At 70.2% G+C, this 14,426-nt stretch carries 11 protein-coding genes and 1 pseudogene; 5 read left to right on the top strand and 7 right to left on the bottom strand.

What is annotated here, in order from left to right; all coding sequences use genetic code 11:
* Window positions 1-10: 10 nt before the first annotated feature.
* On the bottom strand, window positions 11-547 hold the full coding sequence (locus ACFYP0_RS03730; protein WP_356978533.1) for a GNAT family N-acetyltransferase: 537 nt from the start codon (window positions 545-547) through the stop codon (window positions 11-13).
* A 9-nt stretch (window positions 548-556) separates the two neighbouring features.
* Entirely contained in the window at window positions 557-1,774 is a 1,218-nt protein-coding gene (locus tag ACFYP0_RS03725) for a helix-turn-helix domain-containing protein (RefSeq protein ID WP_356978531.1), read from the bottom strand.
* Between the two features lie 260 nt (window positions 1,775-2,034).
* Here ACFYP0_RS03725 and ACFYP0_RS03720 point away from each other — a divergent pair, with 260 nt between their 5' ends.
* Window positions 2,035-2,283, top strand: coding sequence for a hypothetical protein (locus ACFYP0_RS03720; RefSeq protein WP_356978529.1), 249 nt, complete (start codon window positions 2,035-2,037; stop codon window positions 2,281-2,283).
* A gap of 14 nt (window positions 2,284-2,297) precedes the next feature.
* Window positions 2,298-2,579 (top strand): annotated as a pseudogene (locus tag ACFYP0_RS03715) (hypothetical protein); the annotation flags it as partial.
* An 18-nt stretch (window positions 2,580-2,597) separates the two neighbouring features.
* Here ACFYP0_RS03715 and ACFYP0_RS03710 read toward each other — a convergent pair.
* From ACFYP0_RS03710 to ACFYP0_RS03700, 3 genes are all read right to left on the bottom strand, one after another.
* Window positions 2,598-3,992, bottom strand: coding sequence for a dihydrolipoyl dehydrogenase family protein (locus tag ACFYP0_RS03710; protein ID WP_386994215.1), 1,395 nt, complete (start codon window positions 3,990-3,992; stop codon window positions 2,598-2,600).
* A gap of 293 nt (window positions 3,993-4,285) precedes the next feature.
* Window positions 4,286-6,007 carry a hypothetical protein gene (locus ACFYP0_RS03705; RefSeq protein WP_356978525.1) on the bottom strand — a complete coding sequence of 574 codons (1,722 nt, stop codon included), beginning with the start codon at window positions 6,005-6,007 and terminating at the stop codon, window positions 4,286-4,288.
* Window positions 6,008-6,259: 252 nt separating this feature from the next.
* A complete protein-coding gene (locus tag ACFYP0_RS03700; protein ID WP_355497808.1) occupies window positions 6,260-7,834 on the bottom strand; it encodes a bifunctional NAD(P)/FAD-dependent oxidoreductase/class I SAM-dependent methyltransferase in 1,575 nt (524 codons plus the stop codon).
* A 78-nt stretch (window positions 7,835-7,912) separates the two neighbouring features.
* Here ACFYP0_RS03700 and ACFYP0_RS03695 point away from each other — a divergent pair, with 78 nt between their 5' ends.
* Window positions 7,913-8,509, top strand: coding sequence for a helix-turn-helix domain-containing protein (locus tag ACFYP0_RS03695; protein WP_355497811.1), 597 nt, complete (start codon window positions 7,913-7,915; stop codon window positions 8,507-8,509).
* A 20-nt stretch (window positions 8,510-8,529) separates the two neighbouring features.
* On the opposite strand, the gene argJ is transcribed toward ACFYP0_RS03695, so the two are convergent.
* A complete protein-coding gene (argJ, locus tag ACFYP0_RS03690; protein ID WP_356978522.1) occupies window positions 8,530-9,678 on the bottom strand; it encodes a bifunctional glutamate N-acetyltransferase/amino-acid acetyltransferase ArgJ in 1,149 nt (382 codons plus the stop codon).
* Between the two features lie 171 nt (window positions 9,679-9,849).
* Here argJ and ACFYP0_RS03685 point away from each other — a divergent pair, with 171 nt between their 5' ends.
* The gene (locus tag ACFYP0_RS03685) at window positions 9,850-10,713 is read left to right on the top strand and encodes an alpha/beta hydrolase (RefSeq protein ID WP_355497816.1); all 864 of its coding nucleotides are present in this window, start codon (window positions 9,850-9,852) and stop codon (window positions 10,711-10,713) included.
* A gap of 9 nt (window positions 10,714-10,722) precedes the next feature.
* Window positions 10,723-12,243 (top strand): hypothetical protein, encoded by a 1,521-nt coding sequence (locus tag ACFYP0_RS03680; protein WP_355497819.1) that lies wholly within the window; start codon window positions 10,723-10,725, stop codon window positions 12,241-12,243.
* A gap of 94 nt (window positions 12,244-12,337) precedes the next feature.
* On the opposite strand, the gene ACFYP0_RS03675 is transcribed toward ACFYP0_RS03680, so the two are convergent.
* Window positions 12,338-14,329, bottom strand: coding sequence for a discoidin domain-containing protein (locus ACFYP0_RS03675; RefSeq protein WP_356978519.1), 1,992 nt, complete (start codon window positions 14,327-14,329; stop codon window positions 12,338-12,340).
* Between the last annotated feature and the right edge of the window lie 97 nt (window positions 14,330-14,426).

Here is a 14,426-nt window from a genome sequence, read left to right as displayed (position 1 = left end):
CCTGCGGCGCTCATCGGACCGGCTTTGGGCCAAGGTCGAGGACGAGGAGGTCCATGGGCGGACCCCAGGGCAGGACTGATGTGCCGACCTGCCGCCACCCGTTGCGCGCGTACACCTTCCGTGCCCGAGAGCGGGGATCCGAGGCGAGGGTCGCGTACCGCTCCGAGCGGTCGGCGAGCAGCCGGCGCATCAGCTCCACGCCGACGCCCTGGCCGCGGCGGTGCGGGTGGACGATCCACTCCATCACGGCCAGTTTCGCCGCCGCACGAATCTCGGCGGGCGGGTCGGCGTCGGCTCGGGACCACCAGTCGCCGGCCGACATGGTCCACCCGTAAGCGGCGCCGACCAGCGACGATTCGACGGCGGCGGTGACGAGGGTGAAACCGGACCGGTCGGCCTCCCCGGGGAGGCGGTCGCGGAAATGGGCCACCTGGTCGGGGCCTTCCTCGTACGGCGGCTCGGCGTACACGCACTCGTACAAGTCGACCAGCGGTCCGAAGAAGCGGGCCGCGTCCCGGCCGTGGCTGGTGGTGTAGATCAAGCCCATGCCCGGATGCTAGACGCGTACCCGGTCTACCAACTCGCCGTAATCCGGCCGGTGTCGCTCGGCCTGGGGAACGGCGGCGGCAACGTGCCGGGCTACCGCCCGTACGAGTTCATTGTGCTGTTCGGCGGGTAGCTGGTCGAGCAGGTCCGCGGCGAGGCGTAACCCGTCGGGGATGTACCCGTTGCGGCACAATGCCGCCGCCTGGTGTAGCTGCACCTGCGTTCGTAGCCGCTGCTGCGACGGCGGATACAGCTCCAGGGCGCGCTGCTGTGCGGCCTCGGCGGCATGCTGGTCACCGGCGTGGGCATACACCCACGACTCGGTGTGCCGTAGCCGGTGCTCTGGCCATCCCCACAGCGACTCCACGTCGGCGGTCACCGTGGCGGGCAGCTCCTCCACCCGGTCGGCGAGGGCGCGCACGCAGGCCACCGCCTCGGCGTGCCGGCCGCCAAGCGATAGTGCCTGCGCCCGGCCCGCGAGCAGCCCGCACGTCGCCGCCGAAGGCGTACCGTCAGTCAGCGGCAGCACCTGGTCGGCCAGCGCTATCACCGTGGTCGGTGCCCGACCGTCGTAGCAGCCGTTCACCACGTCCCACGCCCGGGTGAGCACCCGCGTGTCTGCATCGCCGGATTCGTCGGCGATGCGCTTCGCGCTGGCCCGCCACCTGCCAGCCAGCACGGTCTGCCCCCGCGCGTTCAGGCTGAGCGCCACAATGACCGACAGGCGGCCAGCGGCGCGTAGCAGCAATGGACGATGGTGCTCGTCGGCGGCGGCGATCTGGTGCTGCAACACGGCCAGGTCCCGCCCGAGTTGCGCCATGAGCTGGTCGTGCGGTTGGCGGTAGTAGCCACGTCCGTAGTCCGCGACTATCTCGGTCCACTCATCGAAGTCGACATCGACGGCGGCGCCGATTCCATGCCGCAGGACCTCCCATCCCACCAGACGATCCACCGCGGGCACTGCGGCGAGCGCGCCCATTGCCTGGAGTACCGATCGTCTGCGCACGTCCTTGTCGCCTGCCTGCTTGCTGCCGTACGCCTTCTCCAATGCACCACCAGCCGACAACGCGCGGTCGTAGGCGGCCACCACCGCTGGGTTGGTGGGGCGGTCGCCGCGTTCGATCTGCCCGAGGTAGCCGAAGTCGTACGCCGTCAGCTCGGCGAACTTCCGCAGCGACCAGCCGGCGGCTTTGCGGTGCTGTCTGAGTGTGCCCCCGAAACCGTCCATCTCACCCCCGGCGTGTGGGCTCCCGTGTGGGCCCACTGCTCACGGCTGCCACACCCCGCAGCGTAGCGGCCACGCTACCCATGTCGGCCGATCTCGGACGGCGTGAATAGGCGCGGCGGATCGCTGCCGGACGGCGTGGTCTGTCGTAGCCACTGGATGTGGTGGCCGACCGGAATCTCGCTCTGGTCGGCCACCACACACAAGCCCTGGGGGCGGACTTCATGAACTGGATTGGGAGAGCGGCGGCAAGGGATGCCGACGTGGAGGTGCCCGCCGGAACCAAGCTGTTGCTCCTGGCCGGGGAGTGGCTGTGCGAGCCCACCGTGCCCGCCCGACGGGACGAGGTGGTGATCGTTGTGGCCATCTGTCAGGGGCCGACCGGCGGCTGGGTCTGGGTGAGAGGGCACGTGTGCCGCCGCCAGGACCCTCCGGACTGCGGCACCGGGTCCTGCTTCGAGCACCAGGTGCTCGCCTCGGCGATCCGCCTGAACCTGGCCGGCCAGCGGTGAGCGCGGATCAGCCCCTGGAGGTTGACACGGAGCGGCACGGACTCACGGTCCACCCGGTGCACGACGGCGAGAGCCACACCCCGCTGCGCCCGGTGTGGCGTTGCCGGCTGGACGGCCAGCAGTGGCCCTGCCACGACGCAAAGCTGCTGCTCAGGGCGGAGTTCGATGACAACCCGTCGGGATTGACCATCTACCTGGCAGGCATGTTCTATGAGGCCACCCAGGATCTTCACCACCTCAACCCCCACGACGGACCCAGCCCGCACGAGTTGTACGACCGCTTCGTGGCCTGGGGTCGGTGGGCCGCGCGGCGCTCAACGGACCGGGCTGGACTCCAGCGAGGCGAAGAGCAGGTTGAGACCCTCGGTCATGGTCGGGTGGGTGATGACCGCGTCCCGCAGAGCGGTCCACGGCATCCCGGCGAGCATGGCCAGCTGCACCGAGGTGATCACCTCACCGGCCTCGGCGCCGAGCAACGCCGCACCGAGGATTCGGTCGGTGCTGGTGTCGATGACCGCCTTCCACATGCCCTTGGTCTGGCGCAGGGTGCGTGCCCGGGGGATGGCGGCGACCGGCAGGTGGGCGACCTGGATGTCGTACCCGGCGCGGCGCGCCTCGGTCTCGGTCAGGCCGACCCGCGCCAGTTCCGGGGTGGTGAAGACGGTGTACGGAATCAGCCGGTCGGCGGTGCTGCGCCGGCCTCCCGCGAGGTTCGCTCGGATGATCCGGTAGTCGTCCAACGAGACGTGGGTGAACTGCGGGCTGCCGGCGACGTCCCCGGCCGCCCAGGTGCGCTCGGCGCTGGTGCGTAGGCGTTCGTCGACCTCCACGAAGCCCCGCTCGCTGAGCCGTACGCCGGCCACGTCCAGGCCGAGCCCGTCGGTGACCGGTTCCCGCCCGGCCGCCACCAGCACGTCGTCCCCGATCACCACGCTGCCGTCGTCCAGCGTCACCCGGAGCGAGCCGTCGGCCTCCCGGTCGACGCGCGCGACGGCCACACCCACCCGTACGTCGATGCCATCGTCGAGGAAGACGCGCATCACCGCGTCGCTGATGTCGGGGTCCTCGCGGGTGAGCAGCCGTGGACCACCCTCGACCAGGGTCACCGCGCTGCCGAACAACGCGAACATCTGCGCGAACTCCACCCCGACGGTGCCGCCGCCGAGCACCACCAGCCGGGCCGGCAGCCGGTCCAGGCGCAGCAACTCGTCGCTGGTGAGCACCCCGGCCTCGGCCATCCCGGGCACCGACGGCAGATGGGGGCGGGTGCCCGTGTTGATCACCACGTCGCTACCGCGCAGCAGCCGTTCGCCGCCGTCGGCGAATGCCACCCGTACGGTCCGCAGGCCGACGAACCTGGCCTCGCCGATCACCAGGTGCAGACCGGAGTCGAGGAACTGCTGCCGGTTGGCGGCGACCATCCCCTCCACCACGTCCTGCTTGTGCGCGCGCAACAGGTCGATGTCGACCCGGCCGCCCTCCACCGTCAGGCCGAGCGCCGACGCGTCCCGCAGCTGCCGAGCGGCCCGCGCGCTGGTCACCAGCGCCTTCGTCGGGATGCACGCGACGTTGATGCAGCTGCCGCCGATCATGCCGCGCTCGACCATGGCGACCCGCTGCCCGGATCGGGCGACGTCCATGCTCAACGTCTTGCCGGCCTTGCCGCCACCGACGACGAGCAGGTCGAACTCCTCCGGTTGGTCGGTCACCGGGCGCTCCTCTCGGTCACCGGCCAGGCCGGCGGCCACCGCTGGTGCGCGGCGGCCAGCCCAGCCTGCCAGCTCCAACCTGCGAGGCGACCCGGTTCCGCCCAGAATCCGTCCGGGCCGCCCCCGTCCCGCGATCTTGCACTTACTGTCCCGACGTAAGGGGGCATTGCGCGCATCTCGACGACCGAAATTGCAAGATCGGCGCGGTCGGGCGTTCCGTGAGTACCGACGCGCGAGGACGGCGGGCGGTTGTCCCGGGCCCGCTCCGGGCCCGAGTGCAACCGCGGCTGAGGTCAGTGCCGGGCGGCGCCGTTCTCGCTGACCGGCTGCCCGAAGGCCAGGAACGGCACGGGCGTCGGTGCGTCAGTGCCGATGTGCCGAGGGAAAGTCCGCTCGGTGTCGTCGACGCTGACCTCCCGGGCCGCCGTACGTTCGGACGTCGTCGACTCCTCCCCGACCGCCGCAGCGCCAGCATGCGCGTCGTCTGCCTGCTCCACCGGTGCCCGGTCGCCGTTCGTGTGCTCCGGCGGGGCCTGGTCGCCACTGGCCTGTTCCACCGGGGTCAGGTCGGCGTAGCTGTTCTCGGCCGAGCCCCGATCGGCAGGTGCAGCGTTGAGCGGAACGCGGTCGGCAGTGGCGCGATCGGTGTCCGCATCGTCCACGGTAGGGCGCTCCGCGGAGTACCGGTCGACGGTGAGCCGCTCGACGCGCTCCGGGGCGGGCCGGTCGGCGCTGGAGCGGGAACCGACCATCGGGTACTCAGCGGTCTCCGTACCGCCGGCTGCCGCGGCCATGACCGCGGCGGCGGCGAGGTCGGCCACCCGCTTCGCCTCCCGCTGTACGCGGGCGCGGACCTCCTTGGCGTGCCGCTCGGCGGAGTCCCCGGCCCGCCGGGCCTCGTCCAACCGGGCACTTTCGGCGGTCAGGTCCCGACGGACCTCACCGAGTCGCTGCTGCATGCGGGACAGCTCGTTCTCCAGCGTCTCGCCCTCCTGGCGGATCTCGGCGAGCTGCTGGCGGCCGGTGTCCAGCTCGGCGTTCAGCTCGGCGGCCTCCTGCCGGCGCTCCTCAAGCTCCTTCTGCAGGGCGGCGAGCTGCTGCTGGTGGCTGGCGGACTGCTCGTCGGCGCGGTTGCGCAGCTCGGTCACGTGCTGCTGCGCCTCGGCCAGCAGCGCGGCGATCTGCTGTTCGGTCGCGCTGCGCTCCTCGGCCAGCTCCTGCTCGGCGGCGGCCTGCTGTTCGGCGATGTCCTGCTCGGCGGCGGTACGCCGTTCGTTGACCTCTCGCTCCACGTTGGCCTGCCACTGGGCCATCTCCTGCTGGTGCTTGGAGCGGGCCGACTGGAGTTCCTGCTGGATCTGGGTGCGGGCCGACTTCATCAGCGCGTCGGCGGCGACCCGGGTCTGGTTGAGCTGCTGCGCGCTCTGCTCGGTGATCCGTTTGGCCTCGTGCTGGGCGCGCTCGTGCACGGCCTCACCGTCGGCCCGCAACTGCTCGGCGTGCTCGCGGATCGCGGTCAATTCGGCCTCGGCCAGGGTGCGCCGTTCCTCGTGCGCCTGCTCCTGCTCGGCCCGCCGGGCGGCCAGCTCCTCGGCCAGATCCTGACGTGCCTGCGCGGCCCGCTCACGGGTGTCGGCGAGGATCCGCTCGGACTCGCTGCGTAGCTCGTTGGCCCGGTCGGTGGCCGACTCGGTGATGATGCTGGCCTGCTTTTCGGCGAGCGCCATGATCTCGCCGACCATCGGGCCCAGATCATGGAACGAAGCGCGGTCCACCTGCACGGGTTGCTCCTGAAGCTCGGCCAGTTCGGCGCGCAGCCGCTGAACCTCGGCGGTCAGTTCACGGACGCGGACGGCGGAGCGCCCGTGCTCCCCGCTCAGCATCGCGATCTGGCCGTCGAGCTGCTCCAGGTGCCGGTCCACCTGACGTTTGTCGTATCCGCGCAGGGTGAGCTCGAAGCTCGGCCGGGAGGCCGCATCGTCGCGTGCTGCGTGCGGCTCAGCGCCGATGGACATGCACCATCCTCCGTACGATCGGGGCGTCAGGGTCGGCGGTCGCCTGCCCCACGGGCCGTCAGTGTGGCGCAACGCTACCGCCGAGCGGACCTCATGCGAAGTCCTGCCCCACCACCTCTCACGTTGCCGTCCCGCCTTGCCCCGATCCCGCGCCGATCATGGACTCCTGGTGCCGGAAAGGTGGTGCTCCACCACCTTTGTCATCCACCACCACTCCATGATCGACGCAGGTCAACAGCGGGAGACGCGAGGTCAACGTCGGCGGGCCACCAGGACCGCGTCGTGGAAGGTGATGTCCTCGCCGTTCTGATTGGTCGCGAGGCGGGAGCGTTCCTCCGCCGCCAGCAACTCCCAGTGGGCCGGCTCCAGATCGGCGGCCACGTCCTGCGCGGTGTACATCGCGTCCGGCATGTGCATCCGGTGCGCCGACCCCCACAGATCGGCCGGGTGGTGCCCGACGATCAGCAGGACGCCGCCGGGTGCCACCGCCGCTGCCAGCCGGCCGAACAACTCCCGCCGCTCCGCCGGTGGCAGGTGCATGAACTGCGCGGACACCAGGTCGTACGCCTCCTCGGTGGGCGGCTTGTCCCGTAGGTCGGCGTGGGTGAACTCGATCCGGTCGCCCACGCCGGCGGCCTCGGCGTGCGCGGCGGCCCGGCTCAACGCCGTGGTGGAGATGTCCACCGCCGTCACCTGCCAGCCGCGCTCGGCCAACCACACCGCGTCGGCGCCCTCGCCGCTGCCCACGTCCAGGGCGCGCCCCGGGACCAGGTCGGTGACCTCGGCGACCAGCTGCGGGTTCGGCCGGCCACTCCAGACCGAGGGGCGGGACTGGTAGCGCTCCTCCCACGCCGGTTCCTCGAACGTCGTGGCCACCATCTGCCGGTACGCGGACACCGCGTCGCGGGTCTCCTCGGCGATGAGATCGGCGTTGATCGCCGCCGCCGCGTTCAGGCCGGCCGCGGCGGACGTGATCACCTGACTGCGGATGTCGGCCACGTTGCCCGCCACCCAGACACCACTGACGGTCGTCGCGCCGGTGGCGTCGGTCGGGATCTGGGCACCGATGACGTGCTCACCCATCGTCACCTCCTCCGGGGCCAGACCCAATCCCACCAGCACGTCGGCGCGGGGAGTCAGCCGCGTCGCCACCACGATCGCGTCGAGCGCCACCACCCGGCCGTCGGCGAGCCGTACGCCGGTCAGCGCGTCGTCGGTCACCTCCACCGCGGCGACCGGGCCGGGCACCACCGCGATGCTGCGGGCGGCGAGCCGCTCGGCGGTCTCCGCGTCCGGCGCCGGGGAGTCGTGCAGCAGGAGCAGCACGCTGGGGCTCCACTGTCGCCACATCTCGGCCTGGTGCACGCTCAGAGGGCTGGTCGCCAGGACGCCGATCCGCCGGTCGCGAACCTCCCAGCCGTGGCAGTACGGGCAGTGCAGCACGTCGCGACCCCACCGCTCGGCCAGGCCGGGCACGTCGGGCAACTCGTCGGTCAGACCGGTGGTCACCAGCAGCCGGCGGGCCCGCACCGATTCCCCGCCGTCGAGGCTCAGCCGGAACCCGTCGTCGTCCCGGGTCGCGGCCTGCACCCGCCCGGCGCGGAACTGCCCGCCGTACCCGGCCACCTCGGCCCGTCCGATCGCGAGCAGCTCGCCCGGCGGCGTCCCCTCCCGGCCGAGGTAGTTGTGTATCCGGTCGGCCGGCGCGTTGCGCGGCTCACCGGAGTCGATCACCAGCACCGACCGTCGGGCCCGGCTCAACGCCAGGGCCCCGCTGAGCCCTGCGGCGCCGCCGCCCACCACCACCACGTCATATGTCTCGTCCACCGGAATATCTCCCTCTTGCTCTGTCGGCTGCGCCCACCATCCGTCGCCCTCGGCAAGGTGGCAACTATCCTTGCCGTTATGGCAAACGAGGACAGCGCCGCGCTGGCGGCCGTCGGCCCCCGGCTGCGTGCCCTGCGTCACCAACGCGGGACCACCCTGACCCAGCTCGCCGACCTGACCGGCATCTCGGTGAGCACCCTGTCCCGGCTGGAGTCCGGTAGCCGTCGGCCCACCCTGGAGCTGCTACTCCCGCTGGCGAGGGCCTACCAGGTGGCGCTGGACGAACTGGTCGACGCCCCCGCCACCGGCGACCCCCGGGTACGCCCCAAACCGATCGTCATCCACGGCGTGACGTACCTGCCGCTGACCCGCCGACCGGGCGGTGTCCAGGCGTTCAAGCAGATCTTCCCGCCGGACCCGTCCGCCGGGGGCCGAATCCCGCAGGCCCACGAGGGGTACGAGTGGCTCTACGTGCTCTCCGGCCGGCTACGCCTGCTGCTCGGTGACCGTGATCTGACGCTGACCCCGGGGGAGGTGGCCGAGTTCGACACCCGCATTCCGCACCTCTTCTTCAACCCCGGCCCCGGCACCGCCGAAGCCCTCAGTCTCTTCGGGCCGCAGGGGGAGCGGTTGCACGTCCGCGCCCGCCCCGCCACGCCCGAGAAGCAGCAGTAATCGCCCGAGTGCGTCGTCGCTCAGGTGGTGTAGTCAGCGTTGATCCGGATGTACCCGTCAGTGAGGTCGCACCCGTACACGGTGAAAGCGTCGGCGCCGATCCCCAGGTCGACCTCGATCACAACGTCGTCGCCTTCGAGGTGGCGCCGCAACCGAACCAGGGTCTCCTCAGTGGCCTGCGTCGGATAGACCCCGATACCGCCGAAACCGATCCGTACCCGTTGCTGGTCGATGTCTTCGTCGTCCTCGCACTTGCCGATCGCCATGGCTACCCGACCCCAGTTCGGGTCGGCGCCGTGCACGGCTGTCTTGACCAGCGGCGAGTTGACGATGGCCTTGCCCACCCGCTTGGCCTGCTCGCCGTCGCGGGCACCGCTGACCCGGACCTCGATGAGCTTGCTGGCGCCCTCACCGTCGCGGGCGACCATCCGCACCAGATCCAGTGCGACGGTGTACAACGCCTGCTCGAACTCGTCCAGATCGACCGGCCCGGCCAGGCCGTTGGCGAAGACGGCCGCGGTGTCGCTGGTGGAGGTGTCGGTGTCGATGCTGACCGCGTTGAACGTGCGAGCGATGACCGACCGGAACACCCGGTCCAGGTCGACCGGCTCGATGCGGGCGTCTGTACAGAAGAACGTCAACAGGGTAGCCATGTTCGGTTCGATCATGCCGACGCCCTTCGCGACGCCGACGATGCTCGCCGCGCCGCAGCTGACCCGCACCACCTTGGGCGTGGTGTCGGTGGTCATGATCGCCCGTGCGACCCGGTCGAAATCGGCAGGCGGAAAGGGCCACCGAAGCTCGGCCAGGCGCTGTCGGACCCTCGGCATCGGATACTGCTTCCCGATCACCCCGGTCGACGCGATGAGCAGATCCTCGTCGTCCAGCCCGACGGCGCGAGCCACCGTGGACCGCACCTCGCGGGCGTTCTCCAGCCCTTCCTTACCGGTGGCCACGTTCGCGTTGCGGGAGAGCACCACGACGCCGCGGGCAGACGACGTCGACGCCGCCGAACGGCTGAGCACGACGCTGGGACCGGCGAACCGGGAGCGGGTGAACACCGCGGCGCTGACCGCAGGCACCTCGGAGATCAGGGCGGTGAAGTCGTCCTCGTCGTCCTTGAGCCCAGCGTTCGCGACCACCGCGCGGAACCCCTGCGGAACGATCATGTGCTGCTCCATCCTTCCCCCTCGTGACTTACGGTATCAATGGGCTATCTATCCGCCGGGGTTGCCGTTGACTCGGCGGAGGCCGGCGCGGAGCGTACCGGCGCTGGTGGTTCCTATCCGGGGATGGCCGGCTGGTCGGCACGCCCGGACCGTCGGTGCGACGATGAAGTGATGACCGATTCGGAACCCCCGCGCTGGAACGACCGGATTGAGCACCGCGACATCGTCGTCAACGAGGTCCCGGGCTTCCGCCCGCTGACGTTGGACCTTGCCGTGCCGACCGGGGCCGCCACACCAGCCCCGGTCCTGGTGTGGATCCACGGCGGCGCGTGGTTGTTCGGTTCGCCCAAGCAGCCGGCCGACTGGCTCATGGAAGCGGACCCGTTCACCGCCGCCATCCGCTCCGGATTCGCTGTCGCCTCCGCGCAGTACCGGCTCAGCGGGGAGGCGCACTTCCCCGCCCAACTCGACGACGTCAAGGCGGCGGTGCGTTGGCTGCGCCGACACGGCGACACGGTGGGCGTGGACCGCGAGCGGATCGGGGTGTGGGGCGAGTCGGCCGGTGGGCATCTGGCCGCGATGGTCGCGCTGACCGGGGACGACCAGGACGACACCGGCGTCCGGGCGGCAGTCTGCTGGTACGCGCCGTCGAACCTGGTGACCATGCAGTCGCAGGCACACCCGTCCGGGACGATCGACCACGACGCGGCGGACTCGCCCGAGTCACTGCTGATCGGCGCCCCGTTGGCCGAGAATCCGGAGCTGGGGCGGGCGGCCAGTCCGATCACCTTCGTCACCGACCAGGCCCCACCCATGCTGCTGATCCACGGCGACCAGGACCTGGTCGTACCGGTGGGGCAGAGCGAAGAACTTGCCGCAGCGTTGACCACGGCGGGTGCCGAGGTCGAGTTGTCGGTGGTACAGGGGGCCGACCACTGCTTCGCCGGAGTGCCGCTGGAGCCGCTGATCCGCGACAGCCTGGCGTTCTTCACCCGGGTCCTCGCCCCCGAGGCCGGGGTGCTGTCGCCTCACTAGGGTGACCCGGTGACCGCCTACGACGTCGCCGCCAAACTTCCCGACATCGACCTGCTGCGGCAGCGCTGCAAGGCGCTGGCCGTGCTCGAGCGCATCATCGATGGCGGGGACCCCAACTACGCCTACACCTCGAACTGGGGCGCGGACGAGGCGGCGTCGATGAGCAACGGCAGCGGCGACGAGTGGACCGTCGTGTTCACCGCCGACGGCGCCTTCATCCGACTCTTCGACCATGAGTCGGCGATGTCGCCGTACCGTCATCCGGACCACGAGCTGTGGCCGGGCCTGGTCGACGGTGTACCAGAGGTGCTGCGTCCACAGCTGACGGAACCCGCCTTCTGCGACGAGGACGGGCAACTCGTCGCGACGACCGTGCTGTGGCGGCTGGTGGGGGACGATCGCTGGCAGGCCGGCGACGGCATCGCCTTCCCACCACCGAGCGGGCCGTACGACGACAGCGGCCCGGATGGGTCCGGCATGCTCGACATCCTGTTCGACGACATCGTCGACCGCTTCGTCGAGTTCGCCGTCGACTACTACGACACGGCGGTGGACCCGGCGGCAGTCGAGCACGTCGTCGCCCATCGACCGCTCACCGACACCGTGACAAGGGCCCTGAACCCGCAGCTGACCGTCGCCGACCTGCGGGTGGACCTCACCGAGATCGGCTACCCGATCGCCGGGGAGGGCGCCGCGACGGTAGAGGTCGGACCCCATGGCGCGTTCTCCGCGAACAGCGTGGGACTGGACCGCGCGCCCTTCCCGTTGAGCTTCAGCGTTCGCGAGACAGGCGGCTCCTGGTTGGTGACCGCGACCGCGGCGCAGGCCGCCGAGCTGGCCGACGTGCTCACGCTCGCCGGGAACGACACCATCATGGTTGTCGGCCTGGAGACCAACAGCTTTCTGGACGAGGAGTATCAGCAGTGGCGGCCGTCGCGGATCGCGGCGGAGCAGGGCGTCAGCTTCGAGGTGCACCAGGTCGCCGCGCTGGCGGCCGGGGTCGTCGGCCTCAGCGAAGAGGCCCTGCTGATCCGCCGGGAGCAGCTGCCCCGGTTCCTGGCCGGCTGGTACCCCTACGAGCTGACATTTGTCGACGTGCCGGGTACGCCTTCCGCCGCGCGGGTCGACGAGATGATCGTCGTCATCGGAACGGCCACGTACGACGAGCCGGTCCTCCCCGCGCTGGCAGGCTCACGCCTGCTGTTCTCCGGGCACGACGACTGCTACGTGCTCGTCGAAACGACGGACCGCACGGTGCCTGCGGCGGTCCTCGGCCGGCTCCTGGCCTTGCTGGTCGGCTCGGCGCTTGTCGACACCACGGTGGTGGAGGTGACGGCGCCCGACGTCGAGACCGTGCAGAGGCTGATCGAGGAGAGCCGGCATTGGATCGGCGAGTTGAGCGCCGCGACGCCGGGCTCGGTGACTGTCGATCTGCACGCCACGTCCGAATCGTGGCGACTCGGCCAGTCGCTTCCGAAGCAGGTCGACCGCACGATGGTCTACGACATCGCGGACAGGGTCTGGCGGTGACCGAGGCGGTTGCGCCACCCCCGAGGTGGTGAGCCCAACCATGGGTACGCCAAGGAGCCTCCGGCGCGATGCCGGAGGCTCCCTGATGTGCCGGTCAGTTGAGGGCGTAGATCTCCGCAGCGGTGGCCCACGGGTTGCCGTTGACCTCGCTCAGGGCGCGCAGCCGCAGATACTGCCCGGTCTTGGCGGTGAACCGGATCTCCTTCTGACTGGCGTTGTTGGCGAAGGTGCCGGTGGCCACGGCCGTACCCCAGTTGGTGCCGTCAGTGCTGACGTAGACCTCGTACTGGCCGATGCGTCCGTTGGCGGCGCCGGAGCCGCTGTCCTGCCGGGGCAGGTAGCGGATTCCGGAGACCGCGTAGCTCGCACCGAGATTGATCTGGATCTCGTGGGGCATCGGGGCGTTACCGCCGGTGTACTTCGTGTGCCAGATGGTGCTGAGGTTGCCGTCGAAGGCGTTGGTCGCGGCCCCGTTCTCGGCGGCCGTCTCCTGGCTGTCCACGTACTTCAGCGACCAGCCGGTGCGGGGAATGACGCCGGCGCTGGGCACGCAGACGGTGCTCAGCTGGTGTGCGCCCCGGTCCGGACGGCAACCCGGGGTGACGGTGCTGCCGAAGTAGTCGCGGCTGCCCGGGCTGGTCATGACCTGGCCACTGGCCAGCGCCGGCGAGCCGGCGCGGAGCCGGTAGCCGCCGGCGTCACCGATCGAGGTGGCGGTGCCCGGCGCGACGAACAGCGGGTCGGCCGTGATCTTGTTCGGGTCGGCGGGCTCGCCGGCCGGGTGCTGGCCGTAGAACACGTTGGAGTCGAACAGCAGCGCCCCGGCGTTGTAGCTGGCCTGGGTCGTGGTCACGTAGAAGATGTTGTTGTAGAACTCGGCGCTGGCGCCCGTCGAGCCGTTGCTGTTGTTGATGATCTGGGCCGCCTGGCCCACGTAGAAGACGTTGTTGTAGATCTTCGTGTTGGTGAGCTTGCCGCAGACCAGGTCGAAGATCTGGCCACGGTCGTTCTGGCTGATGTTGTAGCGCACGATGTTGTCTTTGGTGGTCGAACCCCCACCGTTGCAGAGCAGGATGAAGCCGCCCTCGTTGTCGTGGCTGTAGTTGTACTGGTAGATGGTGCGGATGTTGGCCTCGTCCAGGTCGAAACCCTGCCCGTCGCAGGTGCTCCGGCCGCCGCTGACCTCGTTGAACTGGAAGAGGGCGTCGTTGATGTTCCAGCCCCAGATGCCGGCGGCGCACTGCGCGGGCTCGCGGACCCGGAAGCCGTCGACCCGGTTGTTCTCGACCAGGGCGCTCTGGGTGTGGTGCACGTCGATGGCGTCGCCGCCGATGTTGGTGACCGTGTTGCCGCGGACGACGACCCGGGTCTGCGGAAGCCAGTTGCCGCAGGTGGAGCCGCAGTTGGGGTTGGCCAGCTCCGGCCGGACCATCCAGCGGGTCCAGAAGTGGATGCCGTAGCGGTCGACGGTGGCGATCGTGTTGTTGTTGATCAGCACGTCGTCGAACTTCGTCTGCACCGTGTGTCCGAGGACCTCGAAGAAGATGCCGGCGCTGGCGTCGTCGTCCTTCTTGGTCTGGTTACCGTTGACGTCGTGGACGCTGAGCCCGGTCACCCGGTAGTAGGTGCCGGTGCCGGATTTCTCGCGGATGATGTGCACGCCGCGGCGGGTGGCGATCGCCGACCCCTTGTTGGAGATTTCCAGGTTACGGATCTCCCAGTACTGCTGGTTGTAGAGCTTCACGACGTCGACGACAGCACCGTTGCCGGCCAGTACCGGTTTGGCGCCACTGCCGTACGCGTCGATGATGATCGGTGCGCCGGCCGCGCCGGAACCCTTGGGAATGAGTTGCTGGTTGGCGCAGGTCGTGCCCCGCCGGATCAGGATCTGATCTCCGGCGGCGAACGTCTTGGCGTTCACCGGTGTGAAGCTGTTCCAGGGGCTGGCCTGGGTGCCGCTGCCCGACGTGCTCGCGGAGCAGTCGACGTAGTAGTTCGTGGCGGCTGCCGCGGCGGGGGGTGCGGCGACCAGTACTGCGGTGGCTAGCGTGGTCAAAGCCACCAACGAGGACCTGAACAGGCGCATCGAGAGTCCTAACCGTGGGCGTGGTCGGGGGTGGGGGAGTCTTTCAATTCCTTGCGCTGTCTCGTTCGTACGCCGGGAGGGAACGCCCCCGGCGGAG

It is taken from the genome of Micromonospora arida, assembly GCF_042873195.1.
GTDB lineage: Bacteria > Actinomycetota > Actinomycetes > Mycobacteriales > Micromonosporaceae > Micromonospora > Micromonospora arida.
The sequence above is the reverse complement of the archived record's forward strand: the minus strand, read 5'-3'. Positions and strand labels throughout refer to the sequence as shown.